Annotated in this window: 15 protein-coding genes, 1 pseudogene and 1 riboswitch; of the genes and pseudogenes, 5 read left to right on the top strand and 11 right to left on the bottom strand. The window is 42.8% G+C overall.

What is annotated here, in order from left to right; all coding sequences use genetic code 11:
• Positions 1–142: 142 nt before the first annotated feature.
• Positions 143–1,213, top strand: coding sequence for a metallophosphoesterase (locus OGM16_06275; GenBank protein ID UYJ47846.1), 1,071 nt, complete (start codon positions 143–145; stop codon positions 1,211–1,213).
• 4 nt (positions 1,214–1,217) lie between these two features.
• Positions 1,218–3,107, top strand: coding sequence for an AAA family ATPase (locus OGM16_06270; protein UYJ47845.1), 1,890 nt, complete (start codon positions 1,218–1,220; stop codon positions 3,105–3,107).
• A 247-nt stretch (positions 3,108–3,354) separates the two neighbouring features.
• Here the strand turns inward: OGM16_06270 and OGM16_06265 are convergent, their stop codons facing one another.
• The 5 genes and pseudogenes from OGM16_06265 to OGM16_06245 form a co-directional block, all read right to left on the bottom strand.
• A complete protein-coding gene (locus OGM16_06265; protein ID UYJ47844.1) occupies positions 3,355–3,504 on the bottom strand; it encodes a hypothetical protein in 150 nt (49 codons plus the stop codon).
• Positions 3,505–3,755: 251 nt separating this feature from the next.
• Positions 3,756–3,899, bottom strand: a pseudogene (locus OGM16_06260) (glucosamine-6-phosphate deaminase).
• A 437-nt stretch (positions 3,900–4,336) separates the two neighbouring features.
• Positions 4,337–5,404, bottom strand: a complete 1,068-nt coding sequence (locus OGM16_06255) for a putative sulfate exporter family transporter (GenBank protein ID UYJ47843.1) — start codon at positions 5,402–5,404, stop codon at positions 4,337–4,339.
• Between the two features lie 472 nt (positions 5,405–5,876).
• Positions 5,877–6,884, bottom strand: coding sequence for a D-cysteine desulfhydrase (locus tag OGM16_06250; GenBank protein UYJ47842.1), 1,008 nt, complete (start codon positions 6,882–6,884; stop codon positions 5,877–5,879).
• A 285-nt stretch (positions 6,885–7,169) separates the two neighbouring features.
• Positions 7,170–8,132 (bottom strand): LysR family transcriptional regulator, encoded by a 963-nt coding sequence (locus tag OGM16_06245; GenBank protein UYJ47841.1) that lies wholly within the window; start codon positions 8,130–8,132, stop codon positions 7,170–7,172.
• A 274-nt stretch (positions 8,133–8,406) separates the two neighbouring features.
• On the opposite strand from OGM16_06245, the gene OGM16_06240 reads away from it, so the two are divergent.
• Together OGM16_06240 and OGM16_06235 are read left to right on the top strand one after the other, a co-directional pair.
• Positions 8,407–9,114, top strand: a complete 708-nt coding sequence (locus tag OGM16_06240) for a sulfite exporter TauE/SafE family protein (protein UYJ47840.1) — start codon at positions 8,407–8,409, stop codon at positions 9,112–9,114.
• A 27-nt stretch (positions 9,115–9,141) separates the two neighbouring features.
• Positions 9,142–10,323 carry a hypothetical protein gene (locus tag OGM16_06235; protein UYJ47839.1) on the top strand — a complete coding sequence of 394 codons (1,182 nt, stop codon included), beginning with the start codon at positions 9,142–9,144 and terminating at the stop codon, positions 10,321–10,323.
• A gap of 154 nt (positions 10,324–10,477) precedes the next feature.
• Here the strand turns inward: OGM16_06235 and cytX are convergent, their stop codons facing one another.
• The 4 genes from cytX to OGM16_06215 all read right to left on the bottom strand — a co-directional run bounded on the left by cytX (position 10,478) and on the right by OGM16_06215 (position 15,469).
• The gene (gene cytX, locus OGM16_06230; protein ID UYJ48404.1) at positions 10,478–11,641 is read right to left on the bottom strand and encodes a putative hydroxymethylpyrimidine transporter CytX; all 1,164 of its coding nucleotides are present in this window, start codon (positions 11,639–11,641) and stop codon (positions 10,478–10,480) included.
• Positions 11,641–12,447 (bottom strand): bifunctional hydroxymethylpyrimidine kinase/phosphomethylpyrimidine kinase, encoded by an 807-nt coding sequence (thiD, locus tag OGM16_06225; GenBank protein ID UYJ47838.1) that lies wholly within the window; start codon positions 12,445–12,447, stop codon positions 11,641–11,643. The genes cytX and thiD overlap by 1 nt, the downstream gene beginning before the upstream one ends.
• A 480-nt stretch (positions 12,448–12,927) precedes the next feature.
• Positions 12,928–13,035, bottom strand: a riboswitch (TPP riboswitch).
• A 49-nt stretch (positions 13,036–13,084) separates the two neighbouring features.
• The gene (locus tag OGM16_06220) at positions 13,085–14,191 is read right to left on the bottom strand and encodes a hypothetical protein (GenBank protein UYJ47837.1); all 1,107 of its coding nucleotides are present in this window, start codon (positions 14,189–14,191) and stop codon (positions 13,085–13,087) included.
• A gap of 231 nt (positions 14,192–14,422) precedes the next feature.
• On the bottom strand, positions 14,423–15,469 hold the full coding sequence (locus OGM16_06215; GenBank protein UYJ47836.1) for a Fic family protein: 1,047 nt from the start codon (positions 15,467–15,469) through the stop codon (positions 14,423–14,425).
• A gap of 179 nt (positions 15,470–15,648) precedes the next feature.
• On the opposite strand from OGM16_06215, the gene OGM16_06210 reads away from it, so the two are divergent.
• Positions 15,649–15,915 carry a hypothetical protein gene (locus OGM16_06210; GenBank protein UYJ47835.1) on the top strand — a complete coding sequence of 89 codons (267 nt, stop codon included), beginning with the start codon at positions 15,649–15,651 and terminating at the stop codon, positions 15,913–15,915.
• A gap of 338 nt (positions 15,916–16,253) precedes the next feature.
• Here the strand turns inward: OGM16_06210 and tkt are convergent, their stop codons facing one another.
• Positions 16,254–18,239 (bottom strand): transketolase, encoded by a 1,986-nt coding sequence (gene tkt / locus OGM16_06205; protein ID UYJ47834.1) that lies wholly within the window; start codon positions 18,237–18,239, stop codon positions 16,254–16,256.
• A 203-nt stretch (positions 18,240–18,442) separates the two neighbouring features.
• Positions 18,443–19,792: a glucose-6-phosphate isomerase gene (locus OGM16_06200; protein ID UYJ47833.1), complete on the bottom strand. Its 1,350-nt coding sequence runs from the start codon at positions 19,790–19,792 to the stop codon at positions 18,443–18,445.
• Between the last annotated feature and the right edge of the window lie 63 nt (positions 19,793–19,855).

Here is a 19,855-nt window from a genome sequence, read left to right as displayed (position 1 = left end):
ATTTTTTGTCAGTTGTGCCCAAATTTCTGAGGGTTGGCGTTGCGTCCGCCTCTGAAATTCGGGTGCAGCTGGCGGAAAATCAGCCGCAAAGGCAAGTGCAGGAAAGACTCCGAGAGTACATGAAATTCCAAAGGAGGATTCCATGAAATTTATCCATACAGGCGACATCCACTGGGGAATGACTCCCGATGCAGATAAGCCCTGGGGAAGTGAACGGGCCCAGGCGATCAAAGATACCTTTAAGAAGATCATTGCCCAGGCTGGGAAAATGCAGGCGGACTGTCTGTTCATCAGCGGTGATCTGTTCCATCGCCAGCCACTGGTACGGGACTTAAAAGAAGTCAACTATCTGTTTACCACCATTCCCAATGTAAAAGTCATTCTCATTGCCGGGAATCATGACCGCATACGGGATAATTCTGCCCTTTTAAGCTTTGCGTGGAGTCCAAACGTTACATTTCTCATGGAGCCCACTTTAAGATCCGTCTATTTTGAGGATATCAATACTGAAGTTTACGGCTTCAGCTACCACACCACTGAGATCAAAAAACCACTGTTAGAAGACATTCAGGTTCCTTTAAACAACCGCATCCAGATTCTTATGGCACACGGCGGTGATGCTTCCCACCTTCCATTAAACTTTAATAGCCTGGAGTTATCCCCATTTTCTTACATTGCACTGGGACATATCCACAAACCTCAGTTGATCGCTGAGGATAAGATGGCTTACTGCGGTTCACCTGAACCTTTAGACCTGACAGAAACCGGCATCCACGGATATTTTACCGGTGAGATCCATCCTGTGACCAGAAAACTGACCCATCTGGAGTTTGTTCCTGCCGCCTCTCTCCAGTACATGCCATTAGCCGTGAACGTATCAAAGGAAACAACAAACGGTGAACTGGCAGACCGGATCGAAGCAGAGATCAAAAAGCGTGGCACAAACAACATCTACCGCTTCCGCATCAAAGGCATGCGTGATCCGGATATTGAATTTGACTTGTCCTCCCTGCAAACGTTCTACCGCATTGCAGAAGTCATTGACGATACAGAACCGGATTATGATTTTTCTGCCCTGTTTGCAGAACATTCCAGTGATATGATCGGCTTCTTTATCCAGGCACTCCAGAATGACGATATGGGGCCTGTAGAAAAGAAAGCGCTGTATTACGGCGTCAATGCCCTGCTTCACACCACTGACGAAAGGAGCTAAGCCCATGAAAATACTCAGTCTGCATATTGACGGCTTTGGAAAATTTCATAACCGGGATATTTCCTTTCAGGACGGCTTAAATGTGGTCTACGGAAAAAATGAAGCCGGAAAATCTACTTTACATACATTTATCAAGGGCATGCTCTTTGGTATTGAACGCCAGAGAGGACGTGCTTCCAAAAACGATACCTACTCCAAATTCCAGCCATGGACCCAGAGCGGTGTCTATGAAGGCTATCTCCGTGTGGAATGTGACGGGCAGATCTACCGGATCGAGCGCCGTTTCCAGAAAGGTGACAAGCGCCTTTGTGTCATTAATGAAACTACTGGAAAAGAAGAGGAGAATAACAAGGCTTTATGGGACAAGCTGCGCTGCGGCCTGTCTGAAACTGCTTATGATAATACCATTAGCATTGGACAGTTAAAATGCGCCACAGACGGTGGAATGGTTTCGGAGCTGCGAAATTATATTGCAAACTTAAACACCTCCGGAAGCATTGCCTTAAACATCACAAAGGCCAGTGCTTATTTAAAAGCACAGCGCAAGCAGTTAGAAGCCCGTTTTGTGCCGGAAGCCGCAAAAAGCTATACAGCAGCTCTCAGCGAGATCCGAAGGATCGAACAGGAAATATCTGCCCCTGAATATGCCAACCACTTAACAGCAAAGCGCCAGGAACGGGGACTGGTGAAAGAGGAATTAGATAAAAAACAAAAGGAAAAAGAACAGCTTCTGGAAAAAGCTGCAAAAGGCCGCCAGATCTTATTAAACAGCCAGTTTACAGACCAGGCATCTGTAGAAAAGTACCGCAATGAGACCAGACAGCATTTTGAAGATCATGCCAGTGCAAAAGCCGCCTGCAATAAGCGTTCCAGATCCGTAGGGGCATTTTTACTGATGTTCCTGGCAATGCTTGGGATCGGAAGCAGTTTGTTCTTCCTGCTGGCCCCGGAAACCGGGATTTCCCTGTTATCCAGTCTGGCTCCCAGATTTTTACAGCTCTCACCTGCCACGTTACAGCTTCCGGCGCTTTTATGCGGGCTTTGCGGGATTCTTTTCCTGATTGCCGGGATCATGTTAATAAACCGCAGCCGCCATTTTAAAAAACAGCTGGATACCGAAACACGGCTGCTTCAGGAAATTTTTTCAAGACATCTCCAGGATGCTTCTATTTCCCAGAAAGCCCTGGATGCCCTGGAAGAAAAGCTGGCTGGTTTCTTGCGGTTAAGTAAAGCTGTAGAACAGTCAGAAAATACCTTAAAAACTATGTCTGAAGAGATCAGCAGGCTTCAGCAGACGGAAGATGGTGTATCTGAAGAGATTGAGAAACAGCAGCGTATCCAGTGGGAACTGGAACAGAAATTAGAGCAGCTGGCTGCAAAGAAAAATGAAGCAGAACACTTAAAACATATTCTTGCGGAAAATAAGTACATCCAGGAAGAATTAGATGCTGTGGATCTGGCCCAGGATACAATGACCAATTTATCCACCACCATCCGTGATTCATTTGGGCTTTACTTAAATAAGACCGCTTCTGAACTGATCGAAGGCATTACCGGCGGCATCTACCGCAGCATGAGCATCGACCAGGACTTAAATATATTTATGAACACACCAACCCGCCTTGTCCCTATTGAACAGGTCAGCAGCGGCACCATGGACCAGATCTATCTGGCCGTCCGCCTGGCTGCTGCCAAGCTTGTTATCGGTGACAAAGGCAATATGCCTCTGATCTTTGATGACAGCTTCGCTCTATACGATGATGACCGTTTAAAAACTGCCCTGAAATGGCTTTCAAAAGCCTGGGACAAGCAGTGTATTATCTTTACCTGCCATCAGAGGGAGAAAGAAATATTAAAAGAGGAAGGTATTACACATCAGATCATACAGATCTAAACCATATATGACAACAAAATGGGATCGTTTCCCAGATCTATCCCTTACAAGGGAATGAGGAAGCCATGGGACTAAATATGTTAGAGCATCCGACCAGAAGGCGGGAGGGGATATAAAAGACCTTTTGGATGCCTTTCAGGCTGTTTTTGAACCTTTTGTAAAGAAAAAGAATCTGGTGTACCAATGCAACATGGACGTACAGCATGAATATATGATCTGTGATGTGACAAAACTGCGGGAGATCGTTTTAAATATCATCAGTAATTCGGTTAAATACACCGGAAGGGACCTTTAATGTAATCTTAATAGATGTGATGATGCCGGTTATGGACGGACTGTAAGCAACCAGGGCAATCCGGGCACTTGAAAGAACAGACCCAAAAACCATCCCGATCATTGCGCTTACGGCCAATGTACTCTTTGAAGATGTGAAAAAATGCTATGACACAGAGATGAATTCTCACCTGCCAAAACCCATTGATGTCAGAAAAATAGCAGGTATCATAACGGCATTTATAAAGCAGGTAAAATGAGAAGAGAATGAAAAAAAGATAGAGTAAAATAAACCGAAGAAAAAGGGATATTGCCTGGATAAAAGAATCGGGCAGTATCCCTTTTTATGTACAATGGAAACGAATTTTTATGTCCGATCAGCTGTTTATAAGTGCCCACAGGTGAAGAACCGGTTGCCAACCCCAGTACGCAGTCCGGTTCCATAATGATCTGGGCGGAAATGATGTTAGCAGCTTTCCGGCTTAAGTCCTGATAGTTTATTGCTTTGTATATAACCATAATATACCCCTTTCTTTCCCAGACACTTTGCCTGGAAAATCTTCTCCTGTTATTAAGTATACCTGGAAAAAAAGAATTGCAAGCTATCCTTAAGTACCGGAAAAGGAACGTTTATAATGGATGTAAAAGACGGACCACAAATAGATTTTATGGGCACGTGCAATTCCAGAAAGAGATATTGGCGGCTATCATCCAGCTCTATACTGAAAATCGCCCTCCCAAACGAAAGGCTTGAGAAGGTCGGATTCTATTTCTTTTGTTCGTACTACCGCAAGCCTGTAGTGATACAAACAGAGGAAGGGTACGCATGGTATTCAAGATAGGTTTAGTTGGTATCACAGCAAGTCTACACGAGACGGTACTTCGGCGTAGACGGTGCAAAAGATTACTTTCTTCCCATTAAATCCTTTTGATGGTTTGAGATAACCTGATGATTTTTAGCCAACGTAGCCCGAAAAGATAAAAGCAAACGCAAACGAACACAAGGCAACGCATATCCATGTGACACCGCCTAAAGCGATCGGTTTTAAGCCCTTAGAGAATACGTCTTTAAACTTAATTTTAAAACCAACACCGGCAAGCGCTGCTGAGAATAAAAACTTTCCGAGCTTAGAGAGAAAACTAACGCCTGTATCAGAGAACACGCCTATAGTATTCAGACCTGCCATAAGGACAAACCACAGAATAAACATCGGAAAAGATTTTTGAATCACCGAAAAGATGCTGCTATTTTGGGACTCAGCACTGTCCTTTTTTGATTGAGCGGCTATTATAAATGTCCATGCCAGAGCAACAAATATCAGCATGGTTGTACGAACAAGTTTAACATTAAGTGCTCCTTGAAAAGAACTATCTCCAATCATGCTCTGGTAAGTTGCCTGTGCACCGGCTACAGAGGATGTGTCATTGATTGCTGCACCTGCAACAAAGGCAAACTGATTTGGAGTGAATCCCAATGCGGTCATTAAATACGGATAAGAAAATGCTGCCAGTGTATCGAAGAGGAAAATTGCTGCCATTGCAAAAGCAATTTCCTCTTCTTTCGCTTTAATTATACGACTTAATGTTGCAATAGCGGTACCTCCACAAATAGCAGTGCCTCCACCAACTAAAATGGAAGTATTTTGGGTAACGCCTAGTTTTTTGCCAATTAAAAGTGCAACACTAAAGCTAAGAATAATATTGATAACAATCAGAGGCAACGCCTTTACACCGGTTCCGAGAATTGCCGCAAAGCTTAGTGTTCCACCAGTTGCAATAGTACCCCAATTTAAGAATTGTTTTGAGCAATAGGTGGTACCTTCTTTGAATTCTTTACTCACCGTGGGTAACAAATTGCAGAAAACCATGGTAACCAGCAAGGCAACCATCGGTCCGCCAATAACTGTGCGTCCAAGTAAGACCTTTTGTAGCGAAGTGCTCTGATTTGCTAATGCTCCAATGATAAGGCATAATATAATAGCAAACATTTTTCCATATTTTATGCTATTTTGTTTTTGACTCATGTGTACTCCTTCCGATGTTCCTATCGAGACAAATATTGTATCCTCTAAAAAACATGCTCTTGAACAACATTTGAATTTATTTGCACATATTTGTATCATACCGTGTGCGCTGGTCTGTATTCCGAGTGAAGGATTGTGATTCAATCACATGCAGCAATGCATTCAATCTCCACGAGAGCTTCTTTGGGCAGACAAGATATCTGACAAGCCGCCCTAGTACATCGTTTTCGAAATAACTATACCACTCACTTGTCTGCGGATCAGTACAGTTATTTACGAAACGATGTACTAGTAGGAAAAGGGCGGAGAAGAATTGAGCATAAGCATTGTTTATTGCCGCAAGATCAGCAATAATTCCCTAAAATTTTTCTACGATGATCTATTGAGAATACAGCGAGATGAGAAAATAGATTCCAGGGGGGTGCCAATGGCACCCCCTGGTGATTCGTTATAAATCAGGATGTAACAGCAATTATTCTACACCGTTGAGAATAGTGTTTTCATAAGCAAACAGTGCAGGAGAACCACCAGTATGCAAGAACAGAACATTTTTGCATCCTTCAAAGTATCCTTTTCTGATCAGATCAAGGAAACCAGCCATAGTTTTGCCTGTATACACAGGATCCATCAGGATTGCTTCTGTACGAGCCAGAAGCTGGACAGCATCAACCATGCCCTGAGTAGGCAGGGAATAGCCAGGACCAACATAGTCGTCAAATACAACAACTTTATCCTTGGTAGGCTTATTTTCACAGTCGAGTAAATCCATAGTACGCTGTGTCAGGTTGAAAACGGCATCAGTCTGAATTTCCTTTTTACGGTTGACGCTAATTCCTGTGACTGGAATATTAGCATTATTGCCCAGAATACCAGATAACACTCCGGCATGAGTTCCAGTGGATCCAGATGGGCAAATAATATGATCGAAGTTTACTCCCATATCGAAGGACTGCTGCAGCAGCTCTTGTGCGCAAGATACATAGCCAAGGGCACCAAGAGGGTTAGAACCGCCACCTGGAACTACATAAGGTTTACGTCCCTGTGCACGCAATTCATCAGCCAACTGATTCAGAGCCCCAAGCATATCGGTTCCGCCAGGAACTACCCGAACGGCTTCTACGCCTAAAAGGTTGAACAGGAAGTTATTGCCGGATGCTTCAGGATTGTAGCTATGAGCCACACGCTCTTCCAGCACCAGCTGGCATTTCAGTCCTTCCTTAACAGCTGCTGCCAGAGTCAGACGGCAGTGGTTAGATTGCACAGCTCCACAGGTCAGAATCGTATCACAACCCTGCTCCAGTGCCTCAGCCATCAGAAATTCTAACTTTCTGGTCTTATTTCCACCACCGGTTAGCCCAAGCAGATCATCGCGCTTCATGTAGATATTAGGACCACCCATAACCTTGGTTAGATTGGCCAGATACTCAATTGGGGTATCATAATAGGTGTATCTTCTTCTGGAAAATTTGGCAAGATTCATAACATTATTCCTCCGTATAGGTAATTTTTTTTGGATGACTGTACGTCCATCTGGCATCATAATAACATCAATTACATAATGTAGTGAAGATACGGCTTTTCAATAGTATGTTATAACTATATACATATAACAAAAAGCAGTATCGAACAAAGCAATCGTGTGAACCATTTAAACATTCTGCGATTCACAAACACGGTTTGTGCGGTACTGCTTATTATTAATTTTTGTTTTGGATAAAAATGTTTAGACTTAGCCGAGAGCCTCAAATATAAAATTTCACACAGTTCATGCCTTTTCCCACGTAAACATATTTTCACAGTATTGGTCAAAGTAGCCCTCTAGCATGGATAAAAACTGTTCTTCCTGTAGGGAAGAATTCTGCGATTCCGATGTCAGATACCCTGTGATAAATCTAATATTTATATCTGCAAACGGGACATATACAAGTTGTCCCATATCAACAAATGGATTGCAAAGATTTAACGACTTTTGCCCTACACAGTAGCTATTTTCACTCATTGTAAGATAATGTAACATACTACGGTTGTTGTTAAACACAGGCCCCCCCTGCTGCCTGAAGAAAACATTGGGCAAGGGATTGTTTTCAACGGGTTTCTTTTTTCCAGAAATTTTGATATATTCTGCAAGAAAATTCATTCCATGAAGTTGCTCCAGATAAATCTTGTCCAGTTTGGACAAAGGAGACTTGGTGTTCAATACAGCATATAGTGGTTCATTTACCAACGGGGTAAATACCATGCCCATAGAATGAAATTTTTGAATGGATGCTTCATATTGACTGGATGTTACATAATGTAACCCAATATTACAATTTCCACGATAAACTTCATCTGGGACCTGCCCGTTTGGCATTTCAATAAGATTTCCCACAAATTTTTTGGAGGAACCGCTTCTTAAAAATTGCTGAAACAAGTTCATCATTGTAAATGATGGCATACTGCTTATGTTTAGCTCTTGGGAACCACATTCATATTGATTGTGTAAAGATTCTGCCTGTTGTGTAAGCTGAATAATTTCCTTTGAGATATTCAAAAATTCTTTTCCAGCATCTGTAAGAGAAATCCCTTTGTTGCTGCGCTTCAGCAGAGTTACTCCCAACTGCTGCTCTATTTTCCTGAGAGTCTGGCTGAGATAAGGTTGAGATATATATAGATTTTCTGCTGCACGATTAATGGATCCTGTCTGGCATACTTCCTTCATATAGTAAAAATATTCCATTTTAAGCATAATTTCTCTCTCTTTCTCCAAGAAGTGGCGTGATTTTGTGCTAATATCAATATTATACTACTTTTATTATAACGTATATATTATAACACGATATTGTAAATAAGTTATTGTACCTTTTCTATATAAAGAATATAATTATGTCATCCAAATATATGATTAGTGCACAAAAGTCGTTTGGGTTTGGAAAACGTTAATTTTGCTAGCATAATCGTTTTTACGGCAGAATTGCGAAGTAGTCATGCATTAAAAAAAATATACTTATTGAGGTGCGGTTATGGAACATGTATTGTTTGCGGTTGCTATCTTTATTGCCAATATCATTCAGGGATTGACAGGTTTTGCGGGTTCTCTTCTGGCAATGCCCCCTTCAATCAACATTCTTGGTTTAATCCCTGCAAAGGTTGCAGTAAATACGTTTGGTTTGGTCAGTTCTGTCATTCTTTTTGTTAAAAATTTCCGGAAGCTGGAATGGAAAGAAGCCATTAAAATTATTATTTTGATGGGACTGGGTCTCGGTACCGGAATGGCTTTGACAAATATTGTTGAAGGCAATATTTTACTCTATATTTACGCTGTTTTTATTATCTTGGTTGCATTGAAGGAGATGTTCTACAAAGGGAGTCTGGATTTTAATGAAATTGGATTGATCATTGTCCTTTTTATGGCAGGCCTTTTTCAGGGACTCTTTGTTTCCGGAGGTCCTCTGCTTATCATTTATGTATCTAAGAAAATCAAAGATACTAATGCGCATCGTGGAACTCTTGGATTAATTTGGATTTTTATGAACGCTTCCATGATGGTTCAGCAAATTTCTAGTGGACTGTTTACTACTTCCAATATTACTAATATTTTGATTGGTCTACCTGCAGTATTCCTGGGCGTATGGATTGGTGGAAAACTAGCTCAGAAGCTGGATCGGCAGAAGTTCCTGCGAATCGTATATATTCTGCTGATCATCTCTGCATTGACCCTTATACTGTAAAATGACTGAATGTGGGAGGATTTCAATATGAGTATTTGTTTTAGTGAAAAAAAAGAAGGTATTGTGGCCATTGCTGGGCACGTAGGGTGTGGTCATTGCCACAGTTTGAATAATCAGGTTCAGGATGACTCTTCGGGATTATCTACAGTTCTGGAAATTTTAAAAGAAGCATCGGGAATTTCTATGGAATTAGAGGATATTCTTTTTGATGGAAATTGGATTACGGCTGTTATGAAGAACGGTGGCATTGGAAAAGGGTATGCGCGGCGAGACATTACACCCCAGGAAAAAAAGATGATCCGGAAACTCATTGGAAAAGAGGTTATCAATACACATACGTTGGTGCTGGATGTTTTCGGACGTTTTTACGGACAAGGTATCTCAGAAACGCCGGTTGCATTGCAGACTGCTTTGGCAAATGCAGCTGTAAATGGGTTTGTTGTCAATTTCTCTCAAAATTTTGTTCACTGTGTTGAGGATGTTGGCGATAATATCGGTCAGATTGCTGGTACAGTTGTAAATATTGATGGTATCGACGTATCTATTCTTGCCACAGTAAATGCGTCAAAGGGGGGACTTGGTCCTCTGGAGGATCTTGAGGGAAATTCAACTTGTGGTGCAAAAGGGAAAGTTATTCGTTCCCTTGGCATGGATCATTTGCCGACTTTGGTTGTCGAAGCTATGATTTATTCTAGTTTTTCCGATGGCTTAACGGAAAATACCTATTTTGTTCGGGCAGATGAAGAAGACGATAATCCATATGTAGCCAGAGCATTTATGGAGGCAGGAAAAAAGCTGGGGCTTCCAGTATATTATAGGAAAGGCGGAATGAAACGTGGACCCGGAGGGCTGCGTAAAAATACGCAAATGGTTGCTGATAAAATAGTCCAGCTTGGTAAGGCGCTTCATGATGCAGAAACAAGTTTTGAGAAAATATCGATTATTGGAGACTTAGCGCTGACTGTTAGTCAAGATTGCGGCGGTGTCAGTTTTATGAGTAACGAACTCCACGAGCAAATCGGTGGAGCAGGTATGATTCCAAGAACAGCTGCTGTTATTAATTTGGTGACTTGTGATATGTACCATGCAGAGAATCCCATCCCTTATATGACCGAAGAAACTGTTAAGCAATATGTTGCTTTGACTATCGAGACAATGAAAATTCTCGGAGCATCTGTAGAAGAAGCAACTCGGCATATTACTGGCTAACATATCGCAACGTTAAAATCAGTTCAGTAAAAACAACAAGAGGCTGTCGCTTTAACGAATGAATTTTCGTGAAGCGACAGCTTCCTTTTTACTGTTTTAAGAATAAAATCCATCAAAAAACGCTTTTTATTATAGCCGCTTTTATTCCTGTATTTTAGTGTAATACCGCACCAGCGATCACACACAGCACTATGGTGATGATCATATCCGGCAGTGTATTTCCCACCGGCAGATCTACATTCATCAGAATACGGTACAGGACAAAACCAATGGCCCAGATCACCAGATTTCTAGCATCAAATGCAGTCCTTCTTCTGTCTCTGTGTAAGATAAAATAGTCAGCGATCTGAATAGCGATCATCGGGGCGAAAACAGAACCGATGAGATACAGGAAACCTGTAATATCATCCATTGGAAATACAATTGCTCCAATGGTTCCTACAACCGTTACTGCCACAGCCACATACTGGCCTTTAAACTGCGGGAAAATAGACTCATTGGAGATACCTGCAGAGTAAGCATCAAGGAAGGTAGTTGTTACCGTTGAAAATACTACAATGATCAGGGCGATCACGCTTAAACCAGCCTTTAACATGATCTGGGCAATGTCAGACTCACCGGTTAAGATAGATGCGCCCATACCGATCACATACATCCAGCAGCTTACCAGACCGTATACAACAGCGCTGACTGCAGTTGCTGCCACAGGCTTCTCTGCCTCTCTGGTATAGTCACTGATCAGCGGCAGCCATGACAATGGCATGGCAACTGCCAGTTCTACTGCTGCGCCAAAGGAAAGACTGTCATCTGGCTGGGAAAGAACGGTATTTCCACCAAAGAAAATAACCTTGCAAAGCACCAGTGTCAGTAAAAACAAAGCTGTCATTGCCACTGTATTGATCTTTCCAAGATTGGTAATGCCAACCATGATCCACACAACGATCAGGGCACCAATGACCAGGCACCAGATCCAGTGTCCAGATGAGAAGATGCCACCTGCTGCCAGAGCACCGTCATAGATCATAATAGCCGTCCAGCCTACTAACTGTAATACATTTAACAGGGCGAAAAACAGGCCGCCCTTGTTGCCAAAGCTGCTTTTTACTGTCTCCATAGCGCTTAAACGGCTCTTTCCGCCGATGACGCCTGCTAAAAACAGAAGGACGCAGCCGATCACATGTCCTACGATAATGGCTGCAAAACCTTTTCCAAAACCTAAAGTGGAAAAATAAGTACCTGTGAGAATCTCTGCCAGGGAAACACCTGCTCCAAACCAGATCAGCCCATTATCAAAAAGAGAGGTTCTTCTTTCCATAATTACTTTGCCTCCCTTGTATATTCATTATCAATGGCAAAACCATGATCCATAGGTCCGCTGCCTTTTCCAAGGTCCAGCATAGCTGCCAAAGCACCTGAAATATAGTCCTTTGCCCGCTCTACGCTGGTTTCCAGATCAAAGCCTTTTGCCAGGTTGGAAGCAATGGCTGATGATAAGGTACAGCCGGTTCCATGGGTATTTGGATTGTCAATACGCTTTCCAGAAAACCAACGGCCTTTTCCTTCACTCCAGAGCAGATCATTTGCATCATTTAATTTATGCCCTCCTTTGCAGAGAACAGCGCAGTGATAGGTCTCAGAGATCTTCTTTGCTGCTGCTTCCATATCTGCGGCAGATGTGATCTTCATACCGGTCAATTCTTCTGTTTCCGGGATATTTGGCGTTAAGATCTTTGCCAGTGGGAATAATTCTGCCTTTAATGTTTCAATGGCATCTTCACTGATCAGTCTTGCCCCGCTGGTGGCTACCATAACCGGATCTACTACCACGTTCTTTGCATCGTACTGCTTTAATTTTGCTGCAATCATACAGATCAGTTCTTTATCTGATACCATACCGATCTTTACTGCATCCGGGTAAATATCTGTAAAAATGCAGTCTAATTCCTGTCCAAGAAATTCTGGAGTGGCATTTAAAATTGCCTCTACTCCTGTTGTGTTCTGCGCAGTCAGTGCTGTGATCGCGCTCATGGCAAATACTCCATTTGCCATCATTGTCTTAATGTCGGCCTGAATACCGGCGCCTCCGCTGGAATCGCTTCCAGCGATCGTTAATGCTGTTCTCATTCTCATCTTCTCCCTTCTCAGCATTCCCGCAGTGTATACAATATATGTAATGTACTTATGTTCTCTCGGAATTGGAGAATACATTACAACATCCTGTTGATCACTGCAGGCCACGTTTTATTATGCGACACAAAGTGGTGCCCCCAATATGCCGCCTGGAAGACCTGAAAACTGTGCCATACACCGCCCTGCTTATCTCTAACGGTAAAACGACGATACATGACAACTAAACGGACATGCCTGCTGACGCAGGCATCACCATTCATGAAAGCCGATTGCTCCGCACCTTTGGTGCTCCCGCAATCGTCGCCAGCATTCGCAATCCGCGCTATCGCGCTCCTTGCTCATACCGGCTTGCCCGTCCGATACCCGTGAATTCGCTCATGCAAGCATGGCTCATTCGCGGCTGCCGTCCGGGACTTTCATAGTAAAAAACGGATATGCCCACAACAGACATATCCGCTAAGATCACACTATGAAAAGACCTTGTTTTTATATCCCTACGTTGGCATTATCCAAATCAGGTTGCGGGTCTGGGAACCATATCCCACTCTCAGCCAGCTGCTGCCAGCTCCCCTTTTCCAGTTCTTTACCATTATAGTGCGGTTTTGTTTGGTTTTCAAGTTGTTTCTATTTTCTAATTTTTTTCTGGCTTTCCCTCTCCGTTTTTATCCATTTCAATAGCCTCAGTAATATTAGACGCTGTTCCAGCCTGGATAATCCTTGACAATTCCATGAGCTTATCTGTATCCAGATACTCTTTTCCAAGATATGGTCCATAAGTGTCTGTAATATGGATATTCTGCTGACGGATGCTGTTCTCTAATTCTGCCAGGTTATTATTTACTTCTTTTAATTTCTGCTCTTTTTCTTCGATCTCTGCTTTGTGGCTGCCTTCGATCTCATCAGCAATGATATTTTTTGTCACATTTTCAAAGCTGCTGATGGCATCTTTTTTCTTTGCCGCTATATCAGACAGCTCCTGCTGTGCGCAGGCAATCTCGTCATCATATTTTTCCAGATCATAAATATCTTCATTGCCGTCTTTTTCAATGCTGTGTGTAATAACTTTGATCTTCTTTTCATTGGAATTTAACAGGTTCCGGATCTCCCGTCCCTGTTTTAAGGCATCATGGTAACGGGACCGGCTTCTGTTTCCAATGGTCACATACAAACCGCCGAAAATGATGATATCTGCAAAATAAACCAGCACCAGATACCATATCTTCCGGTCCGGAAGCAGGAAATAAATACCACATGGAAGCACTAAAAAGCAGATCAGAAAAGTAATAAAACCGATCAGCCGTTCCTTAAGCCCTCTTGCATAATACAGGGAATAATAAAATGTAGTACGGCAAAATGCAGGAACCTTGTCTTTCTGGAACATAGTCTTCATCTGTACCTGCAGGTCACGGTTATGCTCTCTCAGCACACTGGTTTCCTCTGCAATCCGTTCCTTCATTCCCTTATTTTTAGCTTTTTCACGCTGGGTTCTGGCCTTTTTCAGTCGTTCCTGGCCTTTTGCTATCTCTTTATCATAACTTGAATCAATCTCACTGCGCCGCTTTTTTATCGTCTGGTTCACCGAATCTGTCACTGCCTTTTTTGCAGCTGCCAGTTCTTTTTCCTGGCGTTCGCCCTGTTCTTTCAGCTGTTTTGCTGTTGCCTGATCACAGCCCAAACGATAAACCGCATCTCTGGCATCTGCCAGAAATTTTACATAATCTGTAATAACCTGCTCCACCGCCCAGTACCTCCTCGCCGCCCGAATTTCGGGGGATTTTGTCATTATTTATAGCTTACTACAAAACCAGTAACAGGGCAAGGGATGGTTTAGACGATTGGCGTTATCTATTGTTTAGACGATTGGCGTTATCAGAAAAAATGCAGAAATAACGCATTGATACGTCAACGCAAGTACACTCCTGTTTATCTCAAGAATTTCTCATTTAACAATGCAACTTTCTCTATTCATTCATGCCTTAATATATCTTGTCATACGCCCCGATCCAACTCGTTGTATACTTCCTGTTTTTACCATTTCTCCTAAAACAGCTTCCACCGTAGTCGGACTGACATCTGGTAATATTTTGCATATTTCTGATTTAGAAATAGGTGTCAGACTATTTAACACCGTAGACTCTATTCGGGCTTTTTTAGTGATTTTCCTGCCATTTACAATAGCAAAACGTTTGTCCAGCTCTTTATAACACATATAGAGCGTTGACAGGAAATTTTCAATAAATGGAAAATATGAATTTTCATTTTTCCCCCAGTCTATTGATGACTTTCGTAATGACTCATAATAATACACTTTATAATTATTTATCTGTTCTTCAAACGACACATATTTTCCAGCATCAAACCCGTTTTTGTAAAGCAATAATAAGGATAACAGCCGGGACATTCTTCCATTTCCATCCCGAAACGGATGAATACAAAGGAAATCTAGGATAACACAGGGAATAAGCAATAATTGATTAATATTGGCATCACTGCGGGCATCCATATATGCAAGGGTCAGCTGTTCCATTGCTTCTGGTGTTTCCAACGCTGATGTGGGATGAAACCGAACCTTTCGTCTGCCTTCCGCGTCAATTTCCAGAATCACATTATCATCCGTCTTATACTGACCACCGATACCATTTCCTGTAAACTGCATTAAAATCTCATGCAGACGCAAAATATCAGCTTCACGAAAATCAATATGTTCATACCCTAAATGAATCTCATTTAAAGCATCACGATATCCAGCAATCTCAGCTTCATTATGATTTAATGGCGCACTATTCTGATTAACGATCTCTGCAATACGTTCATCACTGGTCACAATACCTTCAATGGCATTAGAACTTTTAATTGACTGTACTTTTGCTACAGCCTCTAATTCAGTAAATATCTGTATATATTCTTCTTTTCGTACGCCTGCCATTGTTTTTAGTTCTGCGATATTGGCAGTAAGGTTTACTAAATTAGCTGGAAGTAATCCATTATTTAAAAATGAATAGTCAAAATACCTCATCACGGCACCGCCTTTCTGCATATGATTCTACCATGTCATATGCAGAAAAAGCAATCTTATCTGCATATAATTCTATCTTTTATATGCAGATAAGATGTGTTTTTCCTTCTGTACACATCTCATCAATATATGCTATACTGACATGTAACACTTAACAAAAAAGAAAGGCTGGGAAATACATGTTTCGGATGTGGGGAAAGATCATGAAGGATAACCATCTGGTGAAGGATATGGTAGCCTGCTGCGGTGACTATTCTATTTCCAGAACGCAGATGGTTTTTAACTGTTTAGATGAGATCTGCTATAAGTTTGACCTGGAAAAGCCTATGTGGCTGGATTCTACTGTCCAGGATTTTAAATATCACGACAAAGCCCGGTTTACCCAGGATAATTTTATTGAAACAGTGGATTTTGATTACCTGGAAATACAGGTGATCGAGGAATAACAAGTACATCGTTTTCGAAATAACTATACCGCTCACTTGTCTGCGAATCTGATTGCACAGGCCTAAAAGCCTCAGCGTAGCCCGCTACGCCTGCGTTTTTAGACCTGCACACTCAAATCCGCATCCTACGTGAACAGTACAGTTATTTACGAAACGATGTACTAGCTAACCGCGCCTTTTGTGCGGTCGCTTGTGGCAAACTTCCTCATCATGCAAGTGCCCATCCCAGGCACAAAAAATACCCCGGCAGCTGCCATTTCCAGGCAGTTACCGGGGTATTTTAATTATCCCGATATCAGAATGCGCCAAAAACGCATCCCCTGATTTTCACGCTTTACTTACAGACTCTTCACAGTTTCTGCAACACGCTCTGCTGTAAATCCAAACTTTTCAAACAGCTGTGCTGCAGGACCGGAAGCGCCAAAGCCTTCCATGCATACAGTTGCACCGTCAAGACCTACATAACGTCCCCAGCCAAAGTCGGAAAGTGCTTCTACTGCAACTCTCTTTCTTACAGCCTTTGGAAGAACAGACTCTTTGTATTCTGCACTCTGCTCCTCGAACAGATCCATACATGGCATGGATACAACACGCACATCCATTCCATCCTTTAACAGCAGTTCTTTTGCTTCTACTGCCAGGCTTAACTCAGAACCGGTAGCAATGATGATCGCATCCGGAGTTTCCTTTGCAGAATCAGCTACAATGTAAGCGCCCTTGATCGCATCGCGGCCAGTTCCTGCTAACTGAGGCAGGTTCTGTCTGGTCAGTACCAGAGCAGTAGGTGTCTTTTCAGAGGTAATAGCGCTGTACCATGCTGCTGCAGTCTCTTTAGCATCTGCTGGACGGAATACATGGAAGTTAGGCTGTGCACGCAGCATAGCTAACTGCTCGATGGGTTCATGGGTCGGTCCGTCTTCGCCTACACCGATGCTGTCATGGGTCAGGACATAAACTAACGGCACCTGCATCAGGGATGAAAGTCTTGCAACTGGCTTCATATAATCACTGAATACAAAGAAAGTCGCTACATAAGGGATCACGCCGCCGTGAAGAGCCAGACCATTTCCAATAGCAGTCATTGCCTGCTCTCTTACGCCAAAGTGCAGGTTCTTTCCAGCATAATCAGCCTTAGAGAAGTCGCCTTCGCCCTTTAAATTGGTCTTATTGGAAGGAGCCAGGTCAGCGGAACCACCAAACAGGTTCGGAACCACTTTATTGATCTTATTTAACAGCTCACCGGACAGATTTCTGGTTGCCTGTGGCTTGTCCTCATAGGACCAGAACTCTTCATTATCCCAAAGCTTCTTAGGCAGGTTTTTGTCATGATACTGATCCCAAAGCTCCTTCATTTCCGGATACTTCTCACAGTATGCTGCAAATCTTGCATTCCAGTCTTCTTCCGGTGCCTTTAAGCTTTCTTTTACCTTATCCATGTGATCATAAACATCCTGAGGTACATAGAATGGTTCCATGCTCTCCCAGCCTAAGTTTTCCTTCATGGCAATGATGTTCTCTTCACCCAGAGGCTCACCGTGTGCAGATGCTTTGCCCTGCTTAGCCGGGCAGCCGTATCCGATCTGGGTATGAAGAACGATAAGGGAAGGTCTTTGGGTATCAGCCTTAGCTGCTTCGATAGCTGCACCGATAGCTGCAAAATCATTTCCATCCTCTACCTGGAATACGCCGAATCCATAGGACTCAAAACGCTTTGCAGTATCTTCTGTAAATGCAATGTCAGTATTTCCTTCAATGGAAATATTGTTGGAATCATAGAGAACGATCAGTTTTCCAAGTCCTAAAGTACCTGCTAAAGAGAATGCCTCAGAGGAAAGTCCTTCCATCATACAGCCGTCTCCGCCCAGTACATAGGTGTAATGGTCAACGATCTTAATATCGTCTTTGTTGAATACGGAAGCCAAATGAGCCTCTGCCATAGCCATACCTACAGCCATGCCCATTCCCTGTCCCAACGGTCCTGTGGTAGCTTCTACACCTACTGTATGACCATACTCAGGATGTCCCGGAGTTAAGGAACCTACCTGACGGAAGTTCTTTAAATCATCCATAGATAAGTTTCCATAGCCAAATAAATGGAATAATGAATACAGCAGCATAGAGCCATGTCCGCCGGAAAGGATAAAACGGTCTCTGTCCACCCACTGTGGATCTGCCGGATTATGTCTCATATGGTTAGCCCATAATTCATATGCTGCAGAAGCACATCCTAAAGGAAGTCCCGGATGTCCGGATTTTGCCTTCTGGATAGCATCAGCCGATAATACACGAATGGCATTAGCTGTCTTTGTTTCTATCATGCCCATTTTTATAATTCTCCTTTCGTTGTTGCAACGTAATCTACGCTCATTCTACCATTTGAACCTGTTTACGTCTAGTATAATCCACAATAATTATCCGCCCCTTTCACTTGTCTAAATTTCCATCTGCCGCGTCATAAAAAACGGGGAACCACTTTTCAGTGACTCCCCGTGCAGTGCTGTAAATAAGTTTTACATCCGGCTATATTTTACAGTCTCTTTAACAGCTCTTCTCTCTGAGCTTCATAACCTGGCTTTCCAAGAAGGGCGAACATGTTCTTCTTGTAGCTTTCTACGCCTGGCTGGTTAAATGGGTTGATGCCTAAAATGTAGCCGCTTACGCCGCAGGCAAATTCAAAGAAGTAGAATAATTCACCTAAATAGAATTCATTCTGCTCTGGTACCTTTACCATCAGGTTTGGTACATTTCCGTCGGTATGAGCCAGAATGGTTCCGTTCATGGCACTCTTATTTACGAAATCTACCGTCTTTCCGGCAAGATAGTTCATACCGTCGGTATCTACATCCTCTTTTTTCAAAACGATCTCTTCTGGAGATTCTTCTACATTGATAACGGTTTCAAACATGATGCGTGCGCCGTCCTGGATGAACTGTCCCATGGAGTGCAGGTCTGTGGTCAGATCTACTGCTGCAGGGAAAATACCTCTCTGGTCTTTTCCTTCGCTTTCACCAAACAGCTGCTTCCACCACTCAGATACATAATGAAGGCTTGGCTCATAATTTGCTACGATCTCTACTGCTTTGCCCTTGCGCAGCAGGATGTTGCGGACTGCTGCGTACAGAAGAGCCGGGTTTTCTTCGTAAGGAGTTTCCAGTGCTTTCTTACGGCCGGAAGCAGCACCTTCCATCAGCTTATCAATATCAGCACCACATACAGCGATCGGAAGCAGACCTACTGCTGTAAGAACGGAGAAACGTCCGCCTACATCATCTGGAACTACGAACTCTTCGTAGCCTTCTTCATCTGCCAGGTTCTTTAAAGCGCCCTTTGCCCGGTCTGTGGTTGCATAAATACGCTTTGCAGCCTCTTCTTTGCCATATTTTTCGATCAGCATTTCCTTAAATACACGGAATGCGATAGCCGGCTCTGTGGTGGTGCCGGACTTGGAAATGATATTGATAGAGAAGTCCTTTCCAGCCAGAACTTTCTTAAGGTCTGCAATATACTTGCTGCTGATGCTGTTTCCTACGAAATAGATCTCAGGAGTCTTGCGGACTTCCTTAGACAGCACATTGTAAAAGCTGTTGCTTAAAAATTCGATAGCTGCTCTTGCTCCTAAATAGGAACCGCCGATCCCTACTACCAGCAGAACATCTGAATCGCCCTGGATCTTTGCTGCTGCCTTTTTAATTCTTGCAAACTCATCCTTATCATAATCAACAGGAAGATCGATCCAGCCAAGATAGTCGTTTCCAGCACCTTCTTTACTTAACAAAGTCTCCTTTGCTGCCATAACTGTTTTTTTGAAGTTAGCCATCTCTTCAGCTGAGATAAAACCGGTGGCTTTTGAATAATCGAATACAACTTCCTTACTCATGTTCCCGCTCTCCTTTTCTGATTGCATACTTTTGAGATTTGTGAAAATTTTCCCAACTACGTG

This window comes from Lachnospiraceae bacterium (genome assembly GCA_025758065.1).
In the GTDB taxonomy this organism is placed as follows: Bacteria; Bacillota; Clostridia; order Lachnospirales; family Lachnospiraceae; genus Enterocloster.
This window is presented reverse-complemented; position numbering and strand designations above follow the sequence as displayed.

Excerpts from the sequence above, each read along its gene's own strand:
- OGM16_06275 (UYJ47846.1), top strand. The coding sequence starts at position 143 with ATGAAATTTATCCATACAGGCGACATCCACTGGGGAATGACTCCCGAT.
- OGM16_06270 (UYJ47845.1), top strand. The coding sequence starts at position 1,218 with ATGAAAATACTCAGTCTGCATATTGACGGCTTTGGAAAATTTCATAAC.
- OGM16_06265 (UYJ47844.1), bottom strand. The coding sequence starts at position 3,504 with ATGATCGGGATGGTTTTTGGGTCTGTTCTTTCAAGTGCCCGGATTGCC.
- OGM16_06255 (UYJ47843.1), bottom strand. The coding sequence starts at position 5,404 with ATGAGTCAAAAACAAAATAGCATAAAATATGGAAAAATGTTTGCTATT.
- OGM16_06250 (UYJ47842.1), bottom strand. The coding sequence starts at position 6,884 with ATGAATCTTGCCAAATTTTCCAGAAGAAGATACACCTATTATGATACC.
- OGM16_06245 (UYJ47841.1), bottom strand. The coding sequence starts at position 8,132 with ATGCTTAAAATGGAATATTTTTACTATATGAAGGAAGTATGCCAGACA.
- OGM16_06240 (UYJ47840.1), top strand. The coding sequence starts at position 8,407 with ATGGAACATGTATTGTTTGCGGTTGCTATCTTTATTGCCAATATCATT.
- OGM16_06235 (UYJ47839.1), top strand. The coding sequence starts at position 9,142 with ATGAGTATTTGTTTTAGTGAAAAAAAAGAAGGTATTGTGGCCATTGCT.
- thiD (UYJ47838.1), bottom strand. The coding sequence starts at position 12,447 with ATGAGAACAGCATTAACGATCGCTGGAAGCGATTCCAGCGGAGGCGCC.
- OGM16_06215 (UYJ47836.1), bottom strand. The coding sequence starts at position 15,469 with ATGAGGTATTTTGACTATTCATTTTTAAATAATGGATTACTTCCAGCT.
- OGM16_06210 (UYJ47835.1), top strand. The coding sequence starts at position 15,649 with ATGTTTCGGATGTGGGGAAAGATCATGAAGGATAACCATCTGGTGAAG.
- tkt (UYJ47834.1), bottom strand. The coding sequence starts at position 18,239 with ATGGGCATGATAGAAACAAAGACAGCTAATGCCATTCGTGTATTATCG.
- OGM16_06200 (UYJ47833.1), bottom strand. The coding sequence starts at position 19,792 with ATGAGTAAGGAAGTTGTATTCGATTATTCAAAAGCCACCGGTTTTATC.